The sequence below is a fragment of the Pseudomonas sp. NGC7 genome, from assembly GCF_047159675.1.
Lineage (GTDB): Bacteria > Pseudomonadota > Gammaproteobacteria > Pseudomonadales > Pseudomonadaceae > Aquipseudomonas > Aquipseudomonas kermanshahensis.
In genome coordinates, this window is sequence record NZ_BAAFZY010000001.1 from 1457744 (window position 1) to 1482776 (window position 25033).

Genomic DNA, 25033 nt, shown 5'->3' on the forward strand with positions numbered 1-25033 from the left:
GCTGCGATGAAAACCATCAACTTCATGGGCGTGCGCAATGTCGCGTTCGCCATCACTGTGCTCCTTACCGTCCTGGCGTTGTTCAGCTGGTGGCAGAAGGGCCTGAACTTCGGCTTGGATTTCACCGGCGGTACGCTGATCGAGCTGACCTACGAACGCCCGGCCGACCTCAAGGCGGTACGTGCCGAGCTGGTCGAGTCCGGTTTCCATGAGGCTGTGGTGCAGAGCTTCGGCGCTACCACCGACCTGCTGGTGCGTATGCCAGGCGATGACCCGCAGCTGGGCAGCAAGGTTGCCGAGGCGCTGCAGAAGGCCGGCGGCGACAACCCGGCCACGCTCAAGCGCGTCGAGTTCGTTGGCCCGCAGGTGGGTGAAGAGCTGCGTGACCAGGGGGGCATGGGCATGCTCCTGGCCCTGGGCGGCATCCTTATCTACCTGGCCTTCCGCTTCCAGTGGAAGTTCGCCGTGGGCGCGATCATCTCGCTGATCCACGACGTGGTGGTGACGCTGGGTATCCTGTCGTTCTTCCAGATCACCTTCGACCTGACGGTATTGGCGGCGGTGCTGGCGATCATCGGTTACTCGCTCAACGACACCATCGTCGTATTCGACCGGGTGCGTGAGAACTTCCGCGTGATGCGCAAGGCGTCGCTGATCGAGAACATCAACGTCTCGACCACCCAGACCCTGCTGCGTACCATCGCCACCTCGGTGTCGACCTTGCTGGCCATCGCTGCGCTGCTGTTCTTTGGTGGTGACAACCTGTTCGGCTTCTCGCTGGCGCTGTTCATTGGCGTCATGGCCGGTACCTACTCGTCGATCTACATCGCCAACGTGGTACTGATCTGGCTGAACTTGAACAGCGAAGACCTGATTCCGCCAGCCAAGGCTGAGGGTGTGGACGAGCGTCCGTAAGGGCTTTTCCTACGCCGTTTGGCGAATCAAGAGGCGCGAGTATTGAACTCGCGCCTTTTTTTTTGCTCCAAGGCAGGGAGAAGGCGGGCCAAGTCCCGCGGGTATGATCAGGAGGTTCACGTGAATAAATCAATGCTGGTGGGTGCGGTGCTGGGTGCTGTCGGTGTAACTGCCGGAGGTGCTGTGGCGACCTACAGCTTGGTGAACAAAGGGCCTGAGTACGCCCAGGTCACCGACGTGCAGCCAATCAAGCAGCAAGTAAAGACGCCGCGTGAAGTCTGCAAGGACGTCACCGTGACGCGTCAGGCGCCGGTCAAGGACCAGCACCAGATCGCAGGTACGGTGGTGGGTGCCCTGGCCGGCGGCCTGCTGGGTAACCAGATCGGCGGCGGTACCGGCAAGAAGATCGCCACCGTGGCCGGTGCGGTCGGTGGTGGTTATGCCGGTAACAAGGTGCAGGAAGGTATGCAAGAGCGTGATACCTACACCACGACGCAAACCCGCTGCAACACAGTCCACGACATCAGCGACAAGGTCGTTGGGTATAACGTGAAGTACACCATTGGTGATCAGGTAGGGCAGGTGAAGATGGACCACGAGCCTGGCTCGACCATTCCCGTGGACAAGAATGGCAAGCTGATCCTCAGCGAGAATCAGGCCGGGCAGTGATCGCCATCTGCTGAAACCCGTTGTATCTGAAATCCCTTGTAGGAGCAGCCTTGTGCTGCGAAGAGTCCAGTGAAAACACCCTAGATCTACTGTGTTTTCACCGGCCTCTTCGCAGCACAAGGCTGCTCCTACATCACTGGGTGAGCGGTTAGCAGCTTGCGAAGCCGTACGCGGTCCGGCTTGCCGGTGGGGGTCAGCGGTATTCGCTCGAGTACTGTGACGCTGGCATTGATCCCCAGTCGGTCCAGCCCCCCGCTCAGCTCATTCAACCGCTCCTGGGCGTCAGCGATGTTGGCTTGAACCACCACCTGGGCACGTCGACGATCCTGCTCGTCAATCAGCATCACCACCCGTTCGAATTTCATGGCCTGTGCAATCTGCGCTTCGAGGGCCGGTGCGAACTGGGTGCCTTGTTTCGTCAGCAGGGCATCGGTCGAACGCCCCATGGGCATCAGGCTTCCGTCGGCCAGGCGCCGGGCGATATCGCCGGTGGCGTAGGCTTGGTCCTCGCAGGGCATGGGGGGAGGTGGGAAGTACCCCGAGCCGCGGTGTGCGGAGCGCGCGATGATTTCTCCGACCTCCGGTTGCGCAGGGTCCAACGCTTTCAATGTGACCTCGACATCACCCACCGGGCGCATGCCGCAACCCACTTGCAGCCCAGGCGCGAAGTTGGCCAGGACCATGCCAAATTCCGTCGAACCGTAGATCCGCTTCAGGTGCACACCTAAGTGGCGTTCGCACTCCAGCACCACATGGTCATCCAGGTAGGCACCACCACAGAACGGTTTGCTCAGTGCCGGCAGGCGAATGCCGCGGCTTTGCGCGGCCTGGGCCAGCGCCAGGTACTGTGACGGCAACGCGCTCATCACGCTGATGCGTTGTTCGTGCAGGGTTTGCAGGGTGTTCTCGACCTGGGTGGCATCGCCCAGGTACAGCGTGGCGCCGGTCAGCAAGGCCGGGAACACATGCAGGTCCACCGCATGCCCGCCATCGAGGGTGTGAATGCTGAGGTAGCGGGCGCTGGCATCGAGGCCGGCGCTGTCGACCCAGTGCATGATTTCCCGGTACAGCCTGTCCTGACGCCACAGTGCCAGTTTGGGTGCCCCGGTGCTGCCGGACGTTTCCTGCATACGCATTAAGCCGGCGCAGTCACGCCAGGCGGGTGTCTTGAGGTTGACGGGGGTCGGTGAGTGCAGGGTAAAGCCAGGGATGCCCAGGCCCGCCGGCACGATGCCGGCTTCGGTCACCAGCAGGGCGGCACCGACCTGGCCTAGACGCATGGCGCGTTGGTGGATGCTGCTGGCCACGCTTACAGGGCAATGAATCAGCCCAAGGCTGGCCATGGCGAACAACAGAGCGACATAACCGCTACTGTTGCCCAGTTGGGTGGCAACCACGTCGCCTTCGCGCAGGCCTGCGGCGTGCAGCCTGGCGCGCAATTGATCGATGTCATGCAGCAGTTCGCCGTAGCTGCGGGTCTTGCCATGGCTATCGACGATCGCCGGGTGGTCGCGATGGCGTGCAACCATGCTAAAGAACTGTTGCTGGAACATGCAGGGGTCTCCTTGGGGGGCAGCCGAACTACAGCTTCAGGTGTCTTCCCTTGCCGTCCATGTGCAAAGCGGTGCAGCCTGCCGGATGCAGGCTGGTGCCACGCTAGTTAATAGGCTGCGCGCGCCGCCTGGTACCTCCCAGAACAGGGAGGTTGTGGTGCGCCTGGCAGTTTTATTACTGTCTTCGACCGCCTGTGTCGGGTGGGTAACTCGTCGGCGGGCACTATTCGCACGTTGATTTCAAAGTGCCACGTAATTATCTTATCGACCCACCTGAATGAGGGAGTCGATATTCCCTCGCGTGTCGTCTCGCCATGAGACCACCGTCAAACGGTGCCTACGAGGAAGGGAATGGCCCTACTGGTAATGGATGAGCTGCTGAAACTCGGCGAAATGGAGCGCTTTGAGGACTGGCTGGCTCACCTGAAACTCCTGACCCGCAAGCTGGGTTACTCGAACTTTCTGATCGGCCTCAAACCTGCCCCCACGGACGCTTGTCAGCAGGTGCTGATCTACAGTGATTACCCCGATGCCTGGCGTACGCGTTACGACGCCGAATCTTACGCGGCAGTCGACCCCGTCGTTCAGCACTGCCTGAACGCCAACCGGCCACTGCTGTGGAACCGCGAGAACTATCGGGGGCCCTCAGAATCGGAATTCTTCGAAGAAGCCGCAGCGCACGGGTTGCAGCAAGGGCTGGCGCTGCCGCTGCATGGCCCGCGGGGCGAGGCGGGCATGCTGTGCCTCAAGCCGGATGAGAGCGGCGAGCAGGCGACTGCTGCGATGATCCAGTCCTTGCCCATGGCAACCCTGCTGCGCGATTACGCGATGGAAGGGATGCTCCGGGCGCGCATTGAATACTCGGAACCTGTGCACCTGACCACCCGGGAGAAAGAGGTGCTGCAGTGGAGCGCGGCGGGCAAGACTACCTGGGAAATCTCGATGATCTTGTCGTGCACGACCTCGGCCATCGACTTCCACTTCAAGAACATCCGCCGCAAGTTCCAGGTCAGCTCACGCCAGATGGCGGTGCTCAAGGCCATCCAGCAGAAGTCGATCACGCCCTGAGTATCACTGTGGGCGTTGGGCCAGGTCGCTCTCCTCGAGACGGCCGCTGAGGTACAGGCGCAGCAGAATGTACACCGGCGCAGGCACTTGGCTGGTGCATTCGATGCGGCTGGCACAGGCCTGGCTGATGCCAAAGCGCGACCAGAACTCGGTCTGGCTCTGCTTGAGGCCCAGGCGCAGGCTGATGGCTTGATGGGCGACCTCGCGTACGGCGGAGGTATTGAGTAGCTTCATCCGGAATCCATCCTGCAAAAGCCGAAAAATTAACAAGCCCGAGTAACTTCGGCCACCTCCCAAATTAGGTAGGATTTTATTTATTCAGCGTGAATATACCGTGGGCGGCAACTCCAACCCCTGCCGGTATTTGCCCCTATGCTTATCTCCATTGATCGCCGCACTAACATCGACCCACAAGCGCTGAATGCGATGCACAAACTTCGGGCGCGTATTTTCAAGGTTAAAAAGATGTGGGACATCCCACTGATCAACGACATGGAAATCGACGGGTATGATGCGCTCGACCCCTATTACATGATCATCAATCGCGAGGACGAGGCGGGTTATGTGTGTGGCTGCTGGCGCATACTGCCGACGACCGGCCCTAACATGCTGGCGCACACCTTCCCAGAGCTGCTGCATGGGCACCCAGCGCCGTGCTCCGACGCGATCTGGGAGCTGAGCCGATTCGCCATCGAGCTGCCGGACGGCAACCGGTTCGGCTTCTCCCAAGGCACCACGCAAGCGATTCACGCTATCGTCAACTACGCCATCAGTTGTGAGGTGAAGCAGTTCGTCACGGTGACCACGGTGGGCGTGGAGAAGATGTTGATTCGCCTGGGCTTGGATATCAGTCGTTTCGGTCCGGCATTGCAAATTGGCGTTGAACGCGCGGTGGCACTGCGCATTGAATTGAATGATAAAACCACGGCGGCCTTGGAAGCGGCAATCAATAGCAACTGCCATTGAATAGACGCCAGGTGTATTCACGCTGACTTGCCATCAAGTTGTATGTCCCTCGCCATGCACAGCACACTTATAGCGCCCATAAAAAAAGCACCCCGAGGGGTGCTTTTCTAATACAGCCAGCGCTTAGCGCTTCATGCTCTCTGGCAGGTGCGGCTGAATAGCCGTCAGTACTGCTTTGAAGCACTTGATGTTGCCGGCGACGATGTGGCCTTTGTCGAGGAAGTCGTGGCCACCGTTGAAGTCGCTTACCAGGCCGCCTGCTTCTTGAATCAGCAGTACGCCTGCAGCCATGTCCCACTCGGCCAGGCCCGACTCCCAGAAGGCATCGAAGCGGCCGGCGGCGACGTAGGCCAAGTCCAGGCTGGCGGAACCTGCGCGGCGGATGCCGGCGGTCTGGCCAGTCAGGGCGCGGAACATGCCCAGGTAGTTGTCCAGGTCGGCCATTTGGTTGTCACGGAACGGGAAGCCGGTACCCAGCAGGGCGCCTTCCAGGCTGGTGCGCGAGCTGACGCGCAGGCGACGGCCATTGAGCTGGGCGCCACGGCCACGGCTGGCGGTGAATTCTTCCTGGCGAACCGGGTCGAGTACCACGGCGTGCTCGAGGCGACCACGGTATTTGCAGGCGATGCTGACGGCGAAGTGAGGGATGCCGCGCAGGAAGTTGGTGGTGCCGTCCAGCGGATCGATGATCCACAGGTAGTCCTTGCCTTCTTCGCCGGTGCCCGCGTGCATGCCGGTCTCTTCACCCTGAATGGAGTGGTTCGGGTAGGCTTTGCGCAGGGCGTCGACGATTTTCTGCTCGGCGGCGCGATCGACTTCGGAAACGTAGTCCTTGGCCTCTTTCTCATCGACCTTGATGCTATCCAGGCGTTCGATGGAGCGGAAAATCAGTTCACTGGCGCTGCGAGCGGCGCGCAGGGCGATATTCAGCATAGGCTGCATGGGCGGGTCACCTGGAGATGTTAAAGAAGAAAGCCGATCATTCTAGCAGAAATCTTTGACGGCAGAAGTGTCACATTTGCTTTCATGGCGTTACGTCCGTCGGTTCTGTAAGATCGAAGGCCCTGATATCAGCCTCTGAGAGCACAACACCGTGCTGCAAAATATTCGTGTTGTTCTGGTCAATACCAGCCACCCCGGCAACATCGGCGGCGCTGCACGTGCCATGAAAAACATGGGCTTGTCGCGCCTGGTGCTGGTGCAGCCGAAAGAGTTCCCTGCGGCCGAAGCCAGTGCACGTGCCTCCGGTGCCGACGATGTGCTGAGCAATGCCCAGGTCGTCGACAGCCTTGAGCAGGCGTTGGTCGGCTGTAACCTGGTCATGGGCACCAGTGCCCGCGAGCGCAGTATCCCCTGGCCGCTGATCGGCCCTCGCGAATGCGGGGCCAAGGCCGTGGAGCATGCGCTGGGCGGCGAGGAGATCGCCTTGGTGTTCGGGCGTGAACACGCCGGCCTGACCAACGAAGAACTGCAGCGATGTCACTTCCACGTGCACATTCCCTCGAACCCCGACTTCAGCTCGCTGAATCTGGCCGCCGCTGTTCAGGTGCTCTCTTATGAGGTGCGCATGGCTTGGCTGGCGGCCGAGGATGCACCGGCCAAAGTCGAGAAGGTCGACGCCAGCGAGCTGGCGACCATGGACGAAATGGAGCTGTTCTATGACCACCTGGAAAAGACCCTGGTGGACATCGGCTTCCTTGACCCCGAGAAGCCCAAGCACCTGATGGCGCGCCTGCGCCGGCTGTATGGGCGAAGCTCGGTCGAGCGTCCGGAAATGAGCATTTTGCGCGGCATCCTCACCGAGACCCAGAAAGTGGCTCGGGGCGAACCGCATAAAAGGAAGGGATGACAGATGTTCGAACGTCTGCGTGAAGATATTCAAAGCGTATTCCACCGTGACCCCGCCGCGCGCAATGCCTTCGAGGTACTGACCTGCTACCCGGGCATGCACGCCATCTGGCTGCACCGGCTGGGTAATGCGCTGTGGAAACGTGATTTCAAATGGCTGGCCCGGCTGGTGTCGAACTTCGGTCGCTGGATGACCGGGATCGAGATCCACCCCGGCGCCACCATCGGCCGCCGCTTCTTCATTGACCACGGCATGGGCATTGTCATCGGCGAGACTGCTGAGATTGGCGACGATGTCACCCTCTACCAGGGCGTGACCCTGGGTGGCACCAGCTGGAACAAAGGCAAGCGCCACCCAACCCTGGAAAACGGCGTGGTGGTAGGGGCCGGGGCCAAGGTACTGGGCCCGTTCACTGTCGGCGCCGGGGCCAAGATCGGCTCCAATGCGGTGGTGACCAAGGCTGTGCCGGCAGGGGCGACTGCCGTCGGTATCCCGGGGCGTATTATCGTCAAGAGCGAAGAGACCGAAGTCGAAGCCCGGCGCAAAGCCATGGCCGAGAAGATCGGCTTCGATGCCTACGGCGTCAGTGGCGACATGCCTGACCCGGTCGCGCGTGCCATCGGCCAGATGCTCGACCACCTGCAAGCGGTCGATGAACGCCTGGAGGGCATGTGCGGTGCCCTGACCAAAATGGGTAGCGACTACTGCGCCAAGGAGTTGCCGGCGCTGCCGGAAGATGACTTCACCGAAGTTGCCCAGGTCGCCCAGCGCGACACTCAGTCGCATTGATCGCGCCGCGCTGAAATCATAGTGACATACGGGGCGTGTGCGCACGCCCCTCGTCTGCTACAATCGCGGCCGCCTCCCGATGCAAAACCCGACTAAAGCAGTAGGTCTTATAGTTGACTTAAATGCTCGGGAATCGCATACTCGCTCACATCCTGTAACTCCCGTGGTACCCAATAGCCATGCGACTGACTACCAAAGGCCGATACGCCGTGACAGCCATGCTTGACCTGGCGTTGCACGCGCAGCATGGGCCGGTGTCTTTGGCCGACATTTCCGAGCGCCAGGGCATTTCCCTCTCTTATCTGGAGCAGCTGTTCGCCAAGCTGCGCCGCAGCAGCCTGGTATCCAGTGTGCGCGGTCCAGGCGGTGGCTATCAGCTGTCGCGGGGCATGGAAACCATCCAGGTGGCCCAGGTCATCGACGCGGTCAACGAATCGGTCGATGCCACCCGTTGCCAAGGCCTTGGGGATTGCCATGCCGGTGACACCTGCCTGACCCACCACTTGTGGTGCGATCTCAGCCAGCAGATCCATGAATTCCTCAGCGGCATCAGCCTGGCCGACCTCGTCAAGCGCCGTGAGGTGCAGGAAGTCGCCCAGCGCCAGGACCTGCGTCGTGTCGCAGGCCGATCCGCCCAGTTGGACAAGATTGAGACGTCCGCCGTCGACTGACCGTTATGACAGCGACGAGCGACGCCACCGCCTGATAGGAGATATCCATGAAGTTGCCGATCTACCTCGATTACTCCGCGACCACCCCGGTCGATCCCCGCGTCGCCCAGAAGATGGCTGACTGCCTGCTGGTCGACGGGAACTTCGGTAACCCGGCTTCGCGCTCCCACGTATTCGGCTGGAAAGCCGAAGAAGCGGTCGAGAACGGTCGTCGCCAGGTCGCCGAGCTGATCAACGCCGATCCGCGCGAAATCGTCTGGACCAGCGGTGCCACCGAGTCCGACAACCTCGCACTCAAAGGTGTCGCGCACTTCTATCAGACCAAGGGCAAGCACATCATCACCTCCAAGATCGAGCACAAGGCGGTCCTGGATACCGCTCGCCAGCTCGAGCGTGAAGGTTTCGAAGTCACCTACCTTGAGCCAGGCGAAGACGGCATCGTTACCCCGGCCATGGTCGAAGCCGTGCTGCGCGATGACACCATTCTGGTCTCGCTGATGCACGTCAACAACGAAGTCGGCTCGATCAACGACATCGCCGCCATCGGTGAGCTGACCCGCGCCCGCGGCGTGCTGTTCCACGTCGATGCCGCCCAGTCGGCCGGCAAGGTCGAAATCGACTTGCAAAAGCTGAAAGTCGACCTGATGTCGTTCTCGGCGCACAAGGTCTATGGCCCTAAAGGTATCGGCGCGCTGTACGTCAGCCGCAAGCCGCGTGTGCGTCTGGAAGCGATCATTCACGGTGGTGGCCATGAGCGCGGCATGCGTTCGGGCACCTTGCCGACTCACCAGATCGTCGGCATGGGCGAAGCCTTCGCCATTGCCAAGCAGGAAATGGCCAGCGAGAACGCTCGCATCAAGGCCCTGAGCGACCGCTTCTTCAAGCAGGTCTCGGACCTTGAAGAGCTGTACGTCAACGGCAGCCAGACTGCCCGCGTACCGCACAACCTGAACCTGAGCTTCAACTATGTCGAAGGCGAGTCGCTGCTGATGTCCCTGAAAGACATCGCCGTATCGTCCGGTTCGGCCTGTACCTCCGCTTCGCTCGAGCCGTCGTATGTACTGCGCGCTCTGGGCCGTAACGACGAGCTGGCGCACAGCTCGATCCGCTTCTCCTTCGGCCGCTTCACCACCGAAGAAGAAGTCGACTACGCCGCGCAGAAAGTCTGCGAGGCCGTTAACAAACTGCGTGAGCTGTCGCCGCTGTGGGACATGTACAAAGACGGCGTTGACATCTCCAAGATCGAGTGGGCCGCCCACTAAGCAGTCGCCGGCAAGAGCGGCTCCCTGATGAGGAAGGAATTGCACCATGGCATACAGTGAAAAGGTCATCGACCATTACGAAAACCCGCGCAACGTCGGCAAGATGAATGCCGAAGACCCGGACGTCGGTACCGGCATGGTCGGCGCGCCGGCCTGCGGTGACGTGATGCGCCTGCAGATCAAGGTCAACGAGCAGGGCGTCATCGAAGACGCCAAGTTCAAGACCTACGGCTGCGGTTCGGCTATCGCTTCCAGCTCCCTCGCCACCGAGTGGATGAAGGGCAAGACCCTGGACGAAGCCGAAACCATCAAGAACACCCAGCTGGCTGAAGAACTGGCGTTGCCGCCGGTCAAGATCCACTGCTCGGTACTCGCCGAGGATGCCATCAAGGCAGCCGTTCGCGATTACAAGCAGAAGAAAGGCTTGATCTAAGTCGCCTGTTGCGAGGTAAGGAGTTCTGATGGCTATCAGCATGACAGAAGCCGCCGCCAACCACGTGCGGCGTTCCCTGGAAGGGCGCGGCAAGGGTGAAGGCATTCGCCTGGCCGTACGCACCACCGGCTGCTCGGGCCTGGCCTATGTGCTGGAGTTCGTCGACGAAGTGGCGGGCGAAGACCAGGTATTCGAGAACCACGGCGTGAAGGTCATCATCGACCCGAAAAGCCTGGTGTACCTCGATGGCACCGAGCTCGACTTCGTCAAAGAAGGGTTGAACGAAGGCTTCAAGTTCAACAACCCCAACGTGCGCGGTGAGTGTGGCTGCGGCGAAAGCTTCAACGTCTGAGGCTGGCTGTGGGTACTCCTTGTCATTACGCTCTGTTTGATCTCCAGCCGTGCTTCCGGCTGGACCTCGACAAGCTGGCCACTCGCTACCGCGAGCTGGCCCGCGAGGTCCATCCTGACCGTTTTGCCGACGCTTCCGAGCGCGAGCAGCGGGTAGCCCTGGAGAAGTCCGCGGCCCTCAACGACGCCTACCAGACGCTGCGCAGTGCGCCGCGCCGAGCCCGCTACTTGCTGGCAATCGGTGGCCACGAAGTGCCCCAGGAAGTCACGGTCCATGACCCCGACTTCCTGCTGCAGCAGATGCAGTGGCGCGAAGAGCTCGAAGAGCTGCAGGACGAAGCCGACCTCGATGGTGTTGCTGTGTTCAAGAAGCGCCTGAAGGGTGCGCAGGACACGCTGAACGAGGATTTCGCCGCCTGCTGGGATGTGCCTGCCGAGCGCGAGAAGGCCGAACGCCTGATGCGCCGCATGCAGTTCCTCGACAAGCTCGCCCAAGAAGTGCGCCAACTGGAAGAGCGCCTCGACGATTAACCCGGCGTTGCCCGTGATGACGCCTAAGGTATTCAGATAAGCATGGCCCTACTGCAGATCGCCGAACCCGGTCAAAGCCCTCAGCCGCACCAGCGCCGCCTGGCGGTGGGTATCGACCTGGGTACCACCAATTCTCTGGTCGCTGCCGTTCGCAGCGGTCGCAGCGAGCCCCTGCCGGATGCGCAGGGTAATGTCATTTTGCCGTCTGCGGTGCGCTACCTCGAAGGGCGCAGCGAAGTCGGGCAGGCTGCGCGCGATGCCGCTTCCAGCGACCCTTTGAACACCGTGCTGTCGGTAAAGCGCCTGATGGGGCGCGGCCTGGCCGACGTCAAGCAGTTGGGCGAGCAGCTGCCGTACCGCTTCATTGGCGGTGAGTCGCACATGCCGTTCATCGATACCGTCCAAGGCCCGAAAAGCCCGGTGGAGGTGTCGGCCGACATCCTCAAGGTGCTGCGCGAACGCGCCGAGCAAACCCTCGGTGGCGACTTGGTGGGGGCGGTGATCACCGTGCCAGCCTATTTCGACGACGCCCAGCGCCAAGCGACCAAGGATGCCGCGCGCCTGGCCGGCCTCAATGTGTTGCGCCTGCTCAACGAGCCGACCGCAGCGGCCGTGGCCTATGGCCTGGACCAGAACGCCGAAGGCGTGGTGGCCATCTATGACCTGGGTGGCGGCACGTTCGATATCTCCATCCTGCGCCTGACGGCCGGTGTGTTTGAAGTGCTGGCCACCGGTGGCGATACCGCCCTGGGTGGCGATGACTTCGACCACGCCATTGCCGGTTGGATCATTGAACAGGCTGGGCTGTCTTCCGACCTCGACCCGGGTACTCAGCGCCAGCTGCTGCAGGCCGCCTGCGCCGCCAAGGAAGCCCTGACCGATGCCGACGTGGTCAGCGTCAGCCACGGTGCCTGGCAGGGTGAGCTCAGCCGGGCCGCCTTCGATGCCATGATCGAGCCGCTGATCGCTCGCAGCCTTAAAGCCTGCCGCCGCGCCGTGCGCGACAGCGGTGTCGAGCTGGAAGAGGTGGGTGCAGTGGTCATGGTCGGTGGTTCGACCCGCGTTCCACGCGTGCGTGACGCTGTTGGCACACTGTTCGGCCGTACCCCATTGACCTCGATCGACCCTGACCAGGTGGTGGCCATCGGTGCTGCCATTCAGGCCGACACCCTGGCTGGCAACCGCCGTGAAGGTGGCGAGTTGCTGCTGCTCGACGTCATCCCTCTGTCCCTGGGCCTTGAGACCATGGGCGGGTTGATGGAGAAGGTGATCCCGCGCAACACCACCATTCCGGTGGCGCGTGCGCAAGAGTTCACCACCTATAAAGATGGCCAGTCGGCCATGATGATTCACGTCCTGCAAGGCGAGCGCGAGCTGATCAGCGACTGCCGCTCGCTGGCGCGCTTCGAGCTGCGCGGCATCCCGGCCATGGTCGCCGGTGCGGCGAAAATCCGCGTGACCTTCCAGGTCGATGCCGATGGCCTGCTCAGCGTCGCTGCCCGCGAACTGGGCTCGGGCGTCGAAGCCAGCATTCAGGTCAAGCCGTCCTACGGCCTGACCGACGGCGAGATCGCCCGCATGCTCAAGGATTCGTTCGAGCACGCAGGCAGCGACAAGCAGGCCCGTCAGCTGCGTGAACACCAGGTTGACGGTGAGCGCCTGCTCGAAGCAGTACAGGGCGCCCTGGACGCCGATGGCGAGCGCCTGCTCAGCAGCGAAGAGCGCGAAGCCATCGAATTCCAGATGCAAGAACTACGTGATTTGCTGACCGGCACCGATGGCCCCGCCATCGAGCAACAGACCAAGCGTCTGTCGCAGGTGACCGATGCATTTGCCGCCCGTCGCCTTGATTCGACGGTCAAAGCCGCACTGGCCGGGCGCAACCTGAATGAGATCGAGGAGTAACCGATGCCGCTGGTGACATTCCTGCCGCACGAGAAGTTTTGCCCGGAAGGGCTGACCGTGGAGGTCGAGCCTGGGACCAACATCCTGGAGCTGGCCCACGAGCATCACATCGAAATGGAAAGCGCTTGCGGTGGGGTCAAGGCCTGCACCACCTGTCACTGTATTGTTCGCAAAGGTTTCGATTCGCTGGAAGAAGCGGACGAGCTGGAAGAGGACATGCTGGACAAGGCCTGGGGCCTGGAAGCCCAGTCGCGCCTCGGCTGCCAGGTGGTCGTCGCCGACCAGGACCTGACCATCGAGATCCCCAAGTATTCGCTTAACCACGCTGCTGAAGCGCCCCACTGAGGATTTTTGCATGAGTCTGAAATGGGTTGATGTACTTGAGATCGCCATCCAGCTTGCAGAAAGCAAGCCGGACGTCGATCCTCGTTATGTGAATTTCGTCGATCTGCACCGCTGGGTGCTGGCATTGCCAGAGTTCAGCGACGATCCGTCACGCGGCGGTGAGAAAGTGCTCGAGGCCATCCAGGCGGCCTGGATTGATGAAGCCGACTAAGCGCGTCGCTGCAGGTTAGGCAATCCCCTGAAACCCGCGTATAATTCGCGGGTTTAATTTTTCGCAACACTCATATTTCTGGAGTTTTCCATGGCTGTTCAACGTACTTTCTCGATCATCAAGCCTGACGCCGTTGCCAAAAACGTCATCGGCAAGATCACCACTCGCTTCGAAGAAGCTGGCCTGAAAATCGTTGCCTCGAAAATCAAGCAACTGTCCAAAGCCGAAGCCGAAGGCTTCTACGCTGAGCACAGCGAGCGCGGCTTCTTCGGCGACCTGGTTGCCTTCATGACTTCCGGCCCGGTTGTTGTTCAGGTTCTGGAAGGCGAAAACGCCATCGCTCTGAACCGTGAGCTGATGGGCGCTACCAACCCTAAAGAAGCTGCTGCCGGCACCATCCGTGCTGACTTCGCCGAGTCGATCGACGCCAACGCCGTTCACGGTTCGGACTCCGAAGCTGCTGCTGCTCGCGAAATCGCTTACTTCTTCGCTGCTACCGAGGTAACCACTCGCTAAGCGAAAGCTTACGGGTGAGGGTGAATCCATGACGACATCTACTGGCAAAATCAACCTGTTGGGCCTGACCCAGCCGGAAATGGAACAATTCTTCGACTCTATAGGGGAGAAGCGCTTCCGTGCCGGCCAGGTGATGAAATGGATTCACCATTTTGGCGTCGATGATTTCGCCGCCATGACGAACGTCGGCAAGGCCTTGCGCGAAAAGCTCGAGGCTGTTGCCGAAATTCGCCCACCGGAAGTGGTCAGTGAAGACATTTCCGCCGACGGCACCCGTAAATGGGTGATCCGCGTTGCCTCTGGCAGCTGCGTCGAGACCGTCTACATTCCTACCGACGACCGCGGCACGCTGTGCGTATCGTCGCAAGCCGGCTGCGCCCTGGACTGCAGTTTCTGCTCCACCGGCAAGCAAGGCTTCAACAGCAACCTCACCGCCGCCGAAGTGATTGGCCAGGTGTGGCTTGCCAACAAATCTTTCGGGACCGTCCCGGCCAAAGTCGACCGCGCGATTACCAACGTGGTCATGATGGGCATGGGCGAGCCTTTGCTGAACTTCGACAATGTCATCGCCGCCATGAAGATCATGATGGATGATCTGGGCTATGGCATTTCCAAGCGTCGCGTCACCTTGTCCACCTCGGGCGTGGTGCCGATGATTGACGAACTGGCCAAGCACATCGACGTGTCGCTGGCCCTGTCGCTGCACGCGCCGAACGACGAGCTGCGTAACCAGCTGGTGCCGATCAACAAGAAGTACCCGCTGAAGGTGCTGCTGGAGTCGTGCATGGGCTACATGGCCACCCTGGGTGGCAAGCGCGTGTTGACGGTTGAGTACACCCTGCTCAAGGACGTCAACGACCAGCCTGAACATGCCGCGCAGATGATCGAACTGCTGCGCGACGTGCCCTGCAAGATCAACCTGATCCCGTTCAACCCGTTCCCGCATTCCGGTTACGAGCGGCCGAGCAACAACGCCATCCGCCGCTTCCAGGACCTGCTCCACCACGGTGGTTTCAACGTCACCACCCGTACCACCCGTGGCGAAGACATCGACGCCGCCTGTGGTCAGTTGGTCGGCCAGGTCAACGACCGCACCCGCCGCAGTGAGCGCTACATCGCTGTGCGCCAGCTCTCTGCCGACGCCGAGCTGCAAGACAGCGCCGCGCGCCACTGACCGAGAACTCGCCATGACCCTGCGCGCCGCGCTGTCGATCCTTGCGCTTTTGCTGCTGGCCGGCTGCGTGTCGGGCGGCGCGGGTGACCCGCTGGCCAGCCGCCAAGGGCGGCAAGAGGCGGGCAGGGCGTATGTGCAGTTGGGGCTTGGTTATTTGCAACAAGGCTTGACCGAACAGGCCAAGGCCCCGCTGGGCAAGGCGCTTGCCCTGGACGCCAGCGATGCCGGCGCGCATGCGGCGCTGGCGCTGGTGTTTCAGGCTGAAGGTGAGCCAGCCCTGGCCGAGCAGCACTTTCAAAAAGCCCTGCAGGCACGCCCTGGCGACACGCGAATTCGCAACAACTACGGCAGTTTCCTTTATGCTCAGGGGCGATTTGCCGAGGCCAAGCAGATGTTTCGCCTGGCCAGTGCCGATACCCTGTATCCTGAACGCTCACGCGTGTACGAGAACCTTGGCTTGACCGCCCTGAAGCTCGAGCGTCGAGACCAGGCGCACGCCTATCTGCTCAAAGCGTTGCAACTCAACCCACGGCAACCCAAGGCGTTGCTGGAAATGGCTGAGTTGTCCTACGAAAACAGGCATTATGTGCCGTCCCTGGACTACTACGATCGTTTCAGCCAGTTGAGCGACCACGACGCCCGTAGCCTCCTGCTGGGCAGCCGCCTTGCCCGGGTGTTCGACGAGCAGGGCACATTGGCCAATTTGGGCCAGCAATTACAACGACTTTATCCCGGTACGCCGGAATATCAGCAATACCTGTCGGAGCAACGATGAACGCCGCGCATCCCGAAGTAGCCGTAGCGCCTGGCCAGAACCCCGGTGAGCTTTTGCGTCAGGCCCGTGAGAAGCGGGACTGGTCACAAGCCGAGGTGGCCCGCAAGCTCAACCTCACTGTCAGTTCGTTGAACCACGTTGAAACCGGCGCCTTCGACAAGTTGCCCGGGCACACGTTCGCCCGTGGCTATATCCGCGCCTACGCCAAACTGATGGACCTGGACCAAGCCACGCTGGTCGAGGCCTTTGACCGTTACACTGGCACCCACGCCAAAGGCAGCGAAGTGCATTCGCTGGGCCGCATCGAAGAGCCTGTACGCCTCTCGCACAACATCCTGCGCGGCGTCAGCCTGTTGCTGCTGGTGGCGGTAGTCGGTGGCGGCTTCGTCTGGTGGCAGGACCAAGGCAGCCTGCGTGGCAAGGACCTGGCCAAGATCGCCCTGGAGCACGTCGAAGTCGAGAGCGCCGACGGCACCACGCAGATTCACCCGCTGGACGAGCCTGAAGACCAGGCCGTGAGCGCCGGCCAGCAACCCGAGAGCGCCCCGTTGCCGCTGGAGCAGCCCGCAGGTGAACAGTCGGCCGCCGCTGCCGAGCAAGCACCCGCCAGCGCTGCGCAGCCCCCTGCAACAACCGTAACACCAGCCCCCGCTCAGCAGCCCCAAGCGGCCACCGCAGCCACTGCGCCAACGCCTGCGCCTGCTCCGGCAGCGCCGGCTGCAACCGCGCCCGTGGCTGCCGCGCCCGCTGCCACTGTGCCCGCCGCGCCCGTCGCAGTGCCGGCCGGTAGCGCCAGTGTCTCGATTCAGTTCAGCGCCAATTGCTGGACCCAAGTCAACGATGGCAATGGCAAGGTGCTGTTCAGCGGCGTCAAGCGCAAGGGCGACAACCTCGAGCTGACCGGCAAGCCGCCGTTCGCGGTACGCCTGGGCTTTGCCCGTGGCGCGCAGGTCAGCTACAACGGCCAGGCCGTCGATGTTGCTCCGTTTACAAGTGGCGAGACTGCTCGCCTGAAGTTGGGACAGTAAGTCATGCACGGCGAATCTCCGATCAAACGTCGCGAATCCCGCAAAATCTGGGTCGGCAATGTGCCGGTGGGTGGTGATGCGCCCATCGCGGTACAAAGCATGACCAACACCGACACCAACGATGTCGATGCCACCGTCGGGCAGATCCAGCGCCTGGTCGATGCCGGTGTCGACATCGTGCGTGTCTCGGTACCAGACATGGACGCCGCCGAGGCGTTCGGCCGCATCAAGCAACGGGTCAGCGTGCCGCTGGTTGCCGACATTCACTTCGACTACAAGATCGCCTTGCGTGTGGCCGAGCTGGGCGTCGACTGCCTGCGCATCAACCCGGGTAACATCGGCCGTGAAGACCGTGTGCGTGCCGTGGTCGATGCGGCCCGCGACCGCGGTATCCCGATCCGTATAGGCGTCAACGCAGGCTCCCTGGAAAAGGACCTGCAGAAGAAGTACGGCGAACCGACTCCAGCCGCGCTGGTCGAGTCGGCGCTGCGCCATGTCGAGCACCTGGACCGCCTGGACTTCCAGGACTTCAAAGTCAGCGTCAAGGCCTCCGACGTGTTCATGGCCGTCGAAGCCTACCGCCTGTTGGCCAAGCAGATCATCCAGCCCCTGCACCTGGGCATCACCGAAGCCGGTGGCCTGCGCTCGGGGACAGTGAAATCCGCCGTCGGCCTCGGTATGCTGCTGGCCGAAGGCATCGGCGATACCATTCGTATCTCGCTGGCTGCTGACCCGGTCGAGGAAGTGAAAGTCGGTTACGACATCCTCAAGTCGCTGCACCTGCGTTCGCGTGGCATCAACTTCATCGCCTGCCCAAGCTGCTCGCGGCAGAACTTCGATGTGGTCAAGACCATGAACGAGCTGGAAGGGCGCCTGGAAGACCTGTTGGTGCCGCTGGACGTCGCGGTGATCGGTTGCGTGGTCAACGGCCCCGGCGAAGCCAAGGAAGCACACGTAGGGCTGACCGGCGGCACGCCGAACCTGATCTACATCGACGGCAAGCCGGCGCAGAAGCTGACCAATGACAACCTGGTCGATGAGCTCGAAAAGCTCATCCGCCAGAAAGCGGCCGAAAAGGTCGAAGCCGACGCGGCGCTGATCGCCCGTGGCTGACACACAGAATTCGTAAGGACTTTTCGTGAGCAAATCGCTGCAAGCCATCCGTGGCATGAACGACATCCTGCCTGAACAGTCGCCACTGTGGCGCTACTTCGAAGGCACCGTGGCCGGCCTGCTGGACACCTACGGGTACAGCCAGATCCGCACACCGATCGTCGAGTTCACCGAGCTGTTCAAGCGCTCCATCGGTGAGGTGACCGACATCGTCGAAAAAGAGATGTACACCTTCGAGGACCGCAACGGCGATTCGCTCACCTTGCGCCCCGAAGGCACTGCCGCCTGTGTGCGTGCCGTGCTGGAGCATGGCATCACCGGCAACGGCCAGGTGCAGAAACTCTGGTACATCGGCCAGATGTTCCGCCACGAGCGCCCGCAAAAAGGCCGCTACCGCCAGTTCCACCAGATCGGCGTGGAAGTGTTCAACCTTGACGGGCCGGACATCGACGCCGAACTGATCATGCTGACCTGGCGCCTGTGGGGCCTGCTGGGCATCCAGGACGCCGTTAAGCTCGAGCTCAACAGCCTGGGTACCAGCGAAGCCCGTGCCCGCTACCGTGATGCGCTGGTCGAGTTCCTCTCGGCACGCCTCGAGCAGCTGGACGAAGACAGCCAGCGTCGCCTGAAGAGCAACCCGCTGCGCATCCTCGACAGCAAGGACCAGAACACCCAGGCGGTGCTGGTTGGCGCGCCGAAGCTCGAAGATTACCTGGACGAAGAATCCCGCGTGCACTTCGAGGGCCTCAAGGCCCGCCTGGAGGCTGCTGGTATCCCGTTCGTGATCAACACCAAGCTGGTGCGTGGCCTGGACTACTACAGCAAGACCGTGTTCGAGTGGGTCACCGACAAGCTCGGCGCCCAGGGCACTGTCTGCGCCGGTGGCCGCTACGACGGCCTGGTCGAGCAGATGGGCGGCAAGCCGACCACCGGCGTTGGTTTCGCCATGGGTATCGAGCGCTTGATTCTGCTGCTGGAGACCCTGGGCAAGGTGCCCGAGTCGATCAGCCGTCAGGTCGACGTCTATCTCTGCGCCTTCGGCGAACAGGCCGAGCTGGCTGGCCTGCGCTTGTCCGAACGCCTGCGTGATCGTCTGCCAGGCCTGCGCCTGGTGGTCAACGCCGGGGGTGGCAGCTTCAAGAGCCAGTTCAAGAAAGCCGACAAGAGCGGCGCGCTGTTCGCTCTGATTCTTGGCGACGACGAGCTGGCCCAGCAAGCGATCGGCTTCAAGCCCCTGCGTGGTCAGGGCGAACAACAGAACATTGCCTGGGATGCTCTGGCTGAGCACCTGGAAACCGCGGTCGCACAGGCGTAACGCGGTCCAACAAGCGAATAGGCGAAAAGGAGTATTGGGGTGTCGAGTACCGATGATGATGACCTGGCAGGGGTCAAGGACTGGTGGAACCGCAACGGCAAGCCGCTGCTGACGGGCGCGTTGCTGGCCGGTGTGGTGGTACTGGGCTGGAATACCTGGCACAAGTACCAGAACAACCAGTCGCAAGGTGCCTCGCAGCTGTACCAGGCTTTGCTTGAAACCAGCCTGACGCCGAGTGGCCAGCCTGACGCAACCAAGGTCGCGGAACTGGCCGGCAAGCTCAAGAGCGAGTTCGGTGGTACCGCCTACGCCCAGTACGGCAGCCTGTTCGTGGCCAAGGTCGCGGTCGAGAGCGGCAAGCTCGACGACGCTGCTGCCGAGCTCAAAGCTGTGTTGGACAAGCCAGCCGATGCCACCCTGGGCGAGATTTCGCGCCAGCGCCTGGCCCGTGTACTGGCTGCCCAGGACAAGGCCGAAGAGGCACTCAAGCTGCTCGACGGCGATGCCGACAAGGCGTTCCTGGCCAGCCGCGAAGAATTGAAGGGTGACCTGCTGGTGCAGCTGGGTCGCGCCGACGATGCTCACAGCGCTTATGAGAAAGCCAAGGCCTCGCTGTCGGATGAAGCAGCGGTCGGTGGCCTGCAACTGAAGCTGGATGACTTGGCCAAAGGGGACGCGTGACGTGATCGGTTGGAAACAAGCAGCAGTGCTGACCCTGGCCGTACTGGCCGCGGGTTGCAGCAGCAACAGCAAGAAGGAACTGCCCCCGGCCGAGCTGACCAAGTTCACCGAGGAAGTGGTACTGAAAAAGCAGTGGAGCCGCTCGATCGGTGACGGCCAGGGCGAGACGTACAACACCCTGGTACCGGCCATCGAAAACGACCGTATCTACGCCTCCGACGTCAACGGCGAAGTCTTCGCCCTCGACCGTATCACCGGCGACGTGGTGTGGAAAAAAGACCTGGACCTGCAAGTGTCGGGCGCTGTCGGCGTGGGTTACGGGCTGGTCATGCTCGGCACCCTCAAAGGCGAGGTCATCGCGCTGGACTCCAGCACCGGTGAAGAGCGCTGGCGTTCGCGCGTGACCAGTGAAGTGCTGGCACCGCCCGCCAACAACGGCGACGTGGTGGTAGTGCAGACCCAGGACGACCGCCTGATCGGCCTCGATGCCGCGACCGGCGACCGCCGCTGGATCTACGAAAACACCCCGGCCGTACTGACCCTGCGCGGCACCGGTGCACCGATCGCGACCAACCGCCTGGCGGTTGCCGGCCTGTCCACCGGTAAAGTGATCGCGGTGGATATCAACAACGGCGTGCCAGTGTGGGAGAGCCGTGTGGCCATCCCGCAGGGGCGTTCCGAGTTGGACCGCGTGGTAGATATCGACGGCGGCTTGCTGCTGTCCGGTGGTACTCTGTACGTCAGCACCTACCAGGGCCGCGTAGCGGGCCTGGACCTGGAAAGCGGCCGCGTGCTGTGGCAGCGTGATGCGTCCAGCTATGTGGGTGTCGCCCAGGGTTACGGTAACGTCTATGTCAGCGAAGCCTCGGGTACCGTTGAAAGCGTCGACGAGCGCTCTTCCAGCGCCCTGTGGACCAACGATTCCATGGCTCGCCGTCAGCTGTCGGCACCGGAAGTGTTCTCCAGCTACGTGGCTGTCGGGGACTTCGAGGGTTACCTGCACCTGCTCAGCCAGGTCGATGGTCGCTTCGTCGGCCGTGAACGAATCGACAGCGATGGCCTGCGCGCCCGGCCCCTGGTGGTCGGCGACACCATCTACGTCTTCGGCAACAGCGGCAAGCTCGAGGCACTGACCGTCCGCTGAAGCTAAGCTCAAGACCGCCAACGGTCTTGAGCCGCGGTGTAGGAAACGCCGCACAAACTCCGGCCGCTGCCTTGCAGCGGCCTTTGCATTTTCAAGAATTCAAGAGTGGAGAGCCGCATGGTTCCCGTAATCGCCCTGGTGGGACGGCCGAACGTCGGCAAATCCACCATGTTCAACCGCCTGACCAAGACCCGCGATGCCATCGTCGGTGACCTGTCGGGCCTGACCCGTGACCGCCAGTATGGTGATGCCTCCTGGCAGGGTCGTTCTTTCATCCTGATCGACACCGGCGGTATCACCGGTGACGAAGTGGGCATGGACGAGAAAATGGCCGAGCAGTCGCTCATGGCCATCGAAGAAGCCGACTATGTGCTGTTCCTGGTCGATGCCCGTGCGGGCATGACCGCAGCCGACCAGATGATTGCCGAGCACCTGCGCAAGCGCAACAAGTCGGCGATTCTGGTTGCCAACAAGATCGACAACATCGACCCCGACGTTGCGCGTGCCGAGTTCTCGCCGATGGGCATGGGCAACGCCATTCCGGTGGCGGGCTCCCAGGGCCGTGGTATCAACGCCCTGATGGAAGCCGTGCTCGGCCACCTGCCGCGTGATGCCGAGGACGAAGCCCTTGACCAGGACGTCGCCGAAGGCGAGGAAGCCGCGCGCATTCCTGGCCCAAGCGAAAAAGATGGCATCAAGATCGCCATCATCGGCCGCCCGAACGTCGGCAAGTCGACCTTGGTCAACCGCATGCTCGGCGAAGAGCGCGTGGTGGTCTACGACGAGCCGGGCACCACCCGAGACAGTATCTACATCCCGTTCGAGCGCGATGGCGACAAGTACACCTTCATCGACACCGCCGGGGTGCGCAAGCGCGGCAAGATCCACGAGGAAGTCGAGAAGTTCTCGGTGGTCAAGACACTGCAGGCGATCAAAGACGCCAACGTGGTCATCTTCGTCATGGATGCCCGCGAAGGTGTGGTTGACCACGACCTGAACCTGCTGGGCTTTGCCCTCGAAGCCGGCCGCGCCATCGTCATCGCCCTGAACAAATGGGATGGCATGGAGCCGGGTGAGCGCGCCTACGTGAAGACCGAGCTGGAACGCCGGCTGTTCTTCGTCGATTTCGCCGACATCCACTTCATTTCCGCGCTTCACGGCACGGGCGTAGGCAACCTGTACAAGTCGGTACAGGCCGCGTTCACGTCGGCGGTCACCCGTTGGCCAACCAGCCGCCTGACGCAAATCCTCGAAGACGCGGTCAGCGAGCACCAGCCGCCGTTGGTCAATGGCCGCCGCATCAAGCTGCGTTATGCCCACCTGGGCGGTGCCAACCCGCCGCTGATCGTGATCCACGGCAACCAGACCGAGAGCATTCCCAAGTCGTACTCGCGTTACCTGGAAAACACCTACCGCCGCGTGCTGAAACTGGTCGGTACGCCGATCCGCATCGAGTACAAGGGCGGTGAGAACCCGTACGAGGGCAAGAAAAACACCCTCACCGATCGCCAGGTCAACAAGAAGCGCCGCTTGATGTCGCACCACAAGAAGGCCGAGAAGAAGCGCCGCGACAAGCGCTGATCAACTCCATGTGGGAGCGGGCTTGCCCCGCGAAGCAGGCAACGCGATGGATGGCACGGGCTTTGCCCGTGTTCGCGGGGCAAGCCCGCTCCCACAGGGTCTCTTGATCCAACGCAATCCCCTATTGTTTCAACCTTTTTCCTGACCGCTCGATCCGCTATGCTCGGACTCCACCCCGTGCCGGATAAACCCCAGGAAAGAGGGCTCCATGATCCGCAGCAAACTGCCGAATGTCGGCACGACCATCTTCACCACCATGTCCCAGCTCGCCGTGCAGACCGGTGCGCTCAACCTTTCCCAAGGCTTCCCCGACTTCAACGGCCCGCAGGCGTTGCTCGATGCAGTGGGCCGGCATGTGGCCGCCGGGCATAACCAGTACGCGCCAATGACTGGCCTGCCGGCTCTGCGCCAGCAGGTAGCGGCCAAGGTCGCACGTTTGTATGGCGCACAGGTGGATGCCGATCACGAAGTGACCATCACCCCAGGTGCCACCGAGGCAATCTTTTGCGCCATTCAGGCGGTGATCCAGGCCGGTGACGAAGTCATCGTCTTCGACCCGTGCTATGACAGCTACGAGCCTTCCGTGGAGCTGGCCGGTGGCCGTTGTGTGCATGTGCAACTGAGCGACGGCGACTTCCGCATCGACTGGCAGCGGTTCAGCGATGCCCTCAGCCCGCGTACCCGCATGGTCATTCTCAACTCGCCGCACAACCCCAGCGGCGCACTGATCACCCGAGAAGACCTGGACCAGCTGGCGCAGCTGATCGCTGATCGCGATATCTACCTGGTCAGCGACGAAGTCTACGAGCACCTGGTGTATGACGGCGTACGCCACGCCAGCGTGCTGGCCCATGCCGAGCTCTATAACCGTGCCTTCGTGGTCAGTTCGTTCGGCAAGACCTACCATGTGACCGGTTGGAAAACCGGCTACGTGATCGCGCCACCGGCCCTGAGCGCCGAGCTGCGCAAGGTGCACCAGTACGTCAATTTTTGCGGCGTCACGCCGTTGCAGTGCGCGCTGGCCGACTTCATGGCCGAGCACCCCGAGCACCTCGATGAACTGCCAGGCTTCTACCAGGCCAAGCGCGACCTGTTCTGCGATTTGCTCGAAGGTTCGCGCTTCAGTTTCCGCCGCACGGCCGGTACCTATTTCCAGCTGGTGGACTATTCGCAGATCCGCCCGGACCTGAACGATGTCGAGATGTCGTTGTGGCTGACCCGTGAGCACGGCGTGGCGACCATTCCGGTGTCGGTGTTCTACCAGCAACCCATCCCCGAGCAACGCCTGGTGCGCCTGTGCTTTGCCAAACGTGAGGAGACGCTGCGTCAGGCGGCGGAAAAACTATGCGCGATCTGAGTACACTGCCCGACCTGAAAATCGCCTTGGTGCAGACCACCCTGGCCTGGCACGACCGCGAGGCCAATTATGCGCACTTCGAGGAACTGCTGAAGCAAGTGGGTGAGGTGGACCTGGTGATCCTGCCAGAGATGTTCACCACCGGCTTCTCGATGCAGTCCGATAGCCTGGCCGAGCCCGAGAACGGCCCGACCTACAAATGGCTCAAGGCCCAGGCGAAGAAGTACAACGCGGTGATCACCGGCAGCGTGATCATCCAGGCCGCCGATGGCAGCCACCGCAACCGCCTGCTGTGGGCGCGCCCGGACGGTGAGATCTTGCACTACGACAAGCGCCACCTGTTCCGCATGGCGGGTGAGCACAAGCATTACACCCCCGGCGAGCGTCAGGTGCAGTTCGAGATCAAGGGCTGGCGGGTACGCCCGTTGATCTGCTACGACCTGCGCTTCCCGGTGTGGAGCCGTGATGCCCAGGACACCGACCTGCTGCTGTATACCGCCAATTGGCCGGCGGCGCGCCGCCAGCACTGGAACCGACTGCTGCCGGCGCGGGGCATCGAGAACCTGTGCTTTGTCGCGGCGGTGAACCGCGTGGGCACCGATGGCAAAGGCTTCGCCTATTCCGGTGACAGCCAAGTGCTGGACTTCCAGGGCGAGAGCCTGCTCAGTGCTGGCGAAGCGGACGGGGTGTTCACGGTGGTGTTGAGAGCGGCGGAGCTGGCGGCGTACCGGGCCAAGTTCCCGGCGAACCTGGATGCCGATACCTTCGAGCTGCACTAAGGCAGTACTGGCCCAGTTGTAGGAGCGGCCTTGCGTCGCGAAAGGGCCGCAA

28 protein-coding genes are annotated in these 25033 nt (G+C 62.0%); 25 read left to right on the top strand and 3 right to left on the bottom strand.

Features of this window, described 5'->3' with window-relative positions; genetic code table 11:
* Nucleotides 1-6 precede the first annotated feature (6 nt).
* Both secF and ACMCNM_RS06675 read left to right on the top strand, forming a co-directional pair.
* Nucleotides 7-915 carry a protein translocase subunit SecF gene (secF, locus tag ACMCNM_RS06670; protein WP_027595532.1) on the top strand — a complete coding sequence of 303 codons (909 nt, stop codon included), beginning with the start codon at nucleotides 7-9 and terminating at the stop codon, nucleotides 913-915.
* A 120-nt stretch (nucleotides 916-1035) separates the two neighbouring features.
* The gene (locus ACMCNM_RS06675; protein ID WP_027595533.1) at nucleotides 1036-1584 is read left to right on the top strand and encodes a glycine zipper 2TM domain-containing protein; all 549 of its coding nucleotides are present in this window, start codon (nucleotides 1036-1038) and stop codon (nucleotides 1582-1584) included.
* Nucleotides 1585-1712: 128 nt separating this feature from the next.
* On the opposite strand, the gene ACMCNM_RS06680 is transcribed toward ACMCNM_RS06675, so the two are convergent.
* A complete protein-coding gene (locus ACMCNM_RS06680; protein ID WP_099452958.1) occupies nucleotides 1713-3137 on the bottom strand; it encodes a class I adenylate-forming enzyme family protein in 1425 nt (474 codons plus the stop codon).
* Nucleotides 3138-3488: 351 nt separating this feature from the next.
* Here ACMCNM_RS06680 and ACMCNM_RS06685 point away from each other — a divergent pair, with 351 nt between their 5' ends.
* Nucleotides 3489-4205: a LuxR family transcriptional regulator gene (locus tag ACMCNM_RS06685; RefSeq protein ID WP_412764116.1), complete on the top strand. Its 717-nt coding sequence runs from the start codon at nucleotides 3489-3491 to the stop codon at nucleotides 4203-4205.
* 3 nt (nucleotides 4206-4208) lie between these two features.
* On the opposite strand, the gene ACMCNM_RS06690 is transcribed toward ACMCNM_RS06685, so the two are convergent.
* Nucleotides 4209-4439, bottom strand: a complete 231-nt coding sequence (locus ACMCNM_RS06690; RefSeq protein ID WP_027595536.1) for a hypothetical protein — start codon at nucleotides 4437-4439, stop codon at nucleotides 4209-4211.
* Between the two features lie 138 nt (nucleotides 4440-4577).
* On the opposite strand from ACMCNM_RS06690, the gene ACMCNM_RS06695 reads away from it, so the two are divergent.
* Nucleotides 4578-5171, top strand: a complete 594-nt coding sequence (locus tag ACMCNM_RS06695) for an acyl-homoserine-lactone synthase (RefSeq protein ID WP_027595537.1) — start codon at nucleotides 4578-4580, stop codon at nucleotides 5169-5171.
* Between the two features lie 123 nt (nucleotides 5172-5294).
* Here ACMCNM_RS06695 and suhB read toward each other — a convergent pair whose 3' ends face one another.
* A complete protein-coding gene (suhB, locus tag ACMCNM_RS06700) occupies nucleotides 5295-6113 on the bottom strand; it encodes an inositol-phosphate phosphatase (RefSeq protein ID WP_027595538.1) in 819 nt (272 codons plus the stop codon).
* A gap of 151 nt (nucleotides 6114-6264) precedes the next feature.
* Here suhB and trmJ point away from each other — a divergent pair, with 151 nt between their 5' ends.
* From trmJ to ACMCNM_RS06805, 21 genes are all read left to right on the top strand, one after another.
* Nucleotides 6265-7020, top strand: a complete 756-nt coding sequence (gene trmJ, locus ACMCNM_RS06705; RefSeq protein ID WP_027595539.1) for a tRNA (cytosine(32)/uridine(32)-2'-O)-methyltransferase TrmJ — start codon at nucleotides 6265-6267, stop codon at nucleotides 7018-7020.
* A gap of 3 nt (nucleotides 7021-7023) precedes the next feature.
* Complete coding sequence (gene cysE / locus ACMCNM_RS06710) at nucleotides 7024-7809, top strand: serine O-acetyltransferase (protein ID WP_027595540.1); 786 nt, start codon at nucleotides 7024-7026, stop codon at nucleotides 7807-7809.
* A 179-nt stretch (nucleotides 7810-7988) separates the two neighbouring features.
* A complete protein-coding gene (gene iscR / locus ACMCNM_RS06715; RefSeq protein ID WP_027595541.1) occupies nucleotides 7989-8480 on the top strand; it encodes a Fe-S cluster assembly transcriptional regulator IscR in 492 nt (163 codons plus the stop codon).
* 47 nt (nucleotides 8481-8527) lie between these two features.
* Nucleotides 8528-9742: an IscS subfamily cysteine desulfurase gene (locus ACMCNM_RS06720; RefSeq protein ID WP_027595542.1), complete on the top strand. Its 1215-nt coding sequence runs from the start codon at nucleotides 8528-8530 to the stop codon at nucleotides 9740-9742.
* A gap of 46 nt (nucleotides 9743-9788) precedes the next feature.
* Nucleotides 9789-10175 (top strand): Fe-S cluster assembly scaffold IscU, encoded by a 387-nt coding sequence (iscU, locus tag ACMCNM_RS06725; RefSeq protein ID WP_003248539.1) that lies wholly within the window; start codon nucleotides 9789-9791, stop codon nucleotides 10173-10175.
* 28 nt (nucleotides 10176-10203) lie between these two features.
* Nucleotides 10204-10527 (top strand): iron-sulfur cluster assembly protein IscA, encoded by a 324-nt coding sequence (gene iscA, locus ACMCNM_RS06730; protein ID WP_027595543.1) that lies wholly within the window; start codon nucleotides 10204-10206, stop codon nucleotides 10525-10527.
* Between the two features lie 8 nt (nucleotides 10528-10535).
* On the top strand, nucleotides 10536-11057 hold the full coding sequence (gene hscB / locus ACMCNM_RS06735; RefSeq protein ID WP_027595544.1) for a co-chaperone HscB: 522 nt from the start codon (nucleotides 10536-10538) through the stop codon (nucleotides 11055-11057).
* 42 nt (nucleotides 11058-11099) lie between these two features.
* A complete protein-coding gene (hscA, locus tag ACMCNM_RS06740) occupies nucleotides 11100-12962 on the top strand; it encodes a Fe-S protein assembly chaperone HscA (protein WP_412764117.1) in 1863 nt (620 codons plus the stop codon).
* A 3-nt stretch (nucleotides 12963-12965) separates the two neighbouring features.
* The gene (gene fdx, locus ACMCNM_RS06745) at nucleotides 12966-13307 is read left to right on the top strand and encodes an ISC system 2Fe-2S type ferredoxin (protein ID WP_027595546.1); all 342 of its coding nucleotides are present in this window, start codon (nucleotides 12966-12968) and stop codon (nucleotides 13305-13307) included.
* 10 nt (nucleotides 13308-13317) lie between these two features.
* Nucleotides 13318-13518, top strand: coding sequence for a Fe-S cluster assembly protein IscX (iscX, locus tag ACMCNM_RS06750; protein WP_024762959.1), 201 nt, complete (start codon nucleotides 13318-13320; stop codon nucleotides 13516-13518).
* A 90-nt stretch (nucleotides 13519-13608) separates the two neighbouring features.
* Nucleotides 13609-14034 (top strand): nucleoside-diphosphate kinase, encoded by a 426-nt coding sequence (gene ndk / locus ACMCNM_RS06755; RefSeq protein WP_012316140.1) that lies wholly within the window; start codon nucleotides 13609-13611, stop codon nucleotides 14032-14034.
* 28 nt (nucleotides 14035-14062) lie between these two features.
* Entirely contained in the window at nucleotides 14063-15208 is a 1146-nt protein-coding gene (gene rlmN / locus ACMCNM_RS06760; protein WP_027595547.1) for a 23S rRNA (adenine(2503)-C(2))-methyltransferase RlmN, read from the top strand.
* A 13-nt stretch (nucleotides 15209-15221) separates the two neighbouring features.
* On the top strand, nucleotides 15222-15983 hold the full coding sequence (gene pilW / locus ACMCNM_RS06765; RefSeq protein WP_186675549.1) for a type IV pilus biogenesis/stability protein PilW: 762 nt from the start codon (nucleotides 15222-15224) through the stop codon (nucleotides 15981-15983).
* On the top strand, nucleotides 15980-17011 hold the full coding sequence (locus ACMCNM_RS06770) for a RodZ domain-containing protein (RefSeq protein WP_412764118.1): 1032 nt from the start codon (nucleotides 15980-15982) through the stop codon (nucleotides 17009-17011). Before pilW ends, ACMCNM_RS06770 begins: the two co-directional genes overlap by 4 nt.
* A 3-nt stretch (nucleotides 17012-17014) precedes the next feature.
* Complete coding sequence (ispG, locus tag ACMCNM_RS06775) at nucleotides 17015-18124, top strand: flavodoxin-dependent (E)-4-hydroxy-3-methylbut-2-enyl-diphosphate synthase (RefSeq protein WP_027595550.1); 1110 nt, start codon at nucleotides 17015-17017, stop codon at nucleotides 18122-18124.
* Between the two features lie 25 nt (nucleotides 18125-18149).
* Entirely contained in the window at nucleotides 18150-19439 is a 1290-nt protein-coding gene (hisS, locus tag ACMCNM_RS06780; protein WP_027595551.1) for a histidine--tRNA ligase, read from the top strand.
* Between the two features lie 39 nt (nucleotides 19440-19478).
* The gene (locus ACMCNM_RS06785) at nucleotides 19479-20120 is read left to right on the top strand and encodes a tetratricopeptide repeat protein (RefSeq protein WP_027595552.1); all 642 of its coding nucleotides are present in this window, start codon (nucleotides 19479-19481) and stop codon (nucleotides 20118-20120) included.
* Nucleotide 20121: 1 nt separating this feature from the next.
* Nucleotides 20122-21264: an outer membrane protein assembly factor BamB gene (bamB, locus tag ACMCNM_RS06790; RefSeq protein WP_027595553.1), complete on the top strand. Its 1143-nt coding sequence runs from the start codon at nucleotides 20122-20124 to the stop codon at nucleotides 21262-21264.
* 117 nt (nucleotides 21265-21381) lie between these two features.
* Nucleotides 21382-22845: a ribosome biogenesis GTPase Der gene (gene der, locus ACMCNM_RS06795; protein ID WP_186675552.1), complete on the top strand. Its 1464-nt coding sequence runs from the start codon at nucleotides 21382-21384 to the stop codon at nucleotides 22843-22845.
* A gap of 208 nt (nucleotides 22846-23053) precedes the next feature.
* Nucleotides 23054-24202, top strand: coding sequence for a pyridoxal phosphate-dependent aminotransferase (locus ACMCNM_RS06800; protein ID WP_085272640.1), 1149 nt, complete (start codon nucleotides 23054-23056; stop codon nucleotides 24200-24202).
* Nucleotides 24190-24981 (top strand): amidohydrolase, encoded by a 792-nt coding sequence (locus ACMCNM_RS06805; RefSeq protein ID WP_412764119.1) that lies wholly within the window; start codon nucleotides 24190-24192, stop codon nucleotides 24979-24981. Before ACMCNM_RS06800 ends, ACMCNM_RS06805 begins: the two co-directional genes overlap by 13 nt.
* Nucleotides 24982-25033: the final 52 nt, after the last annotated feature.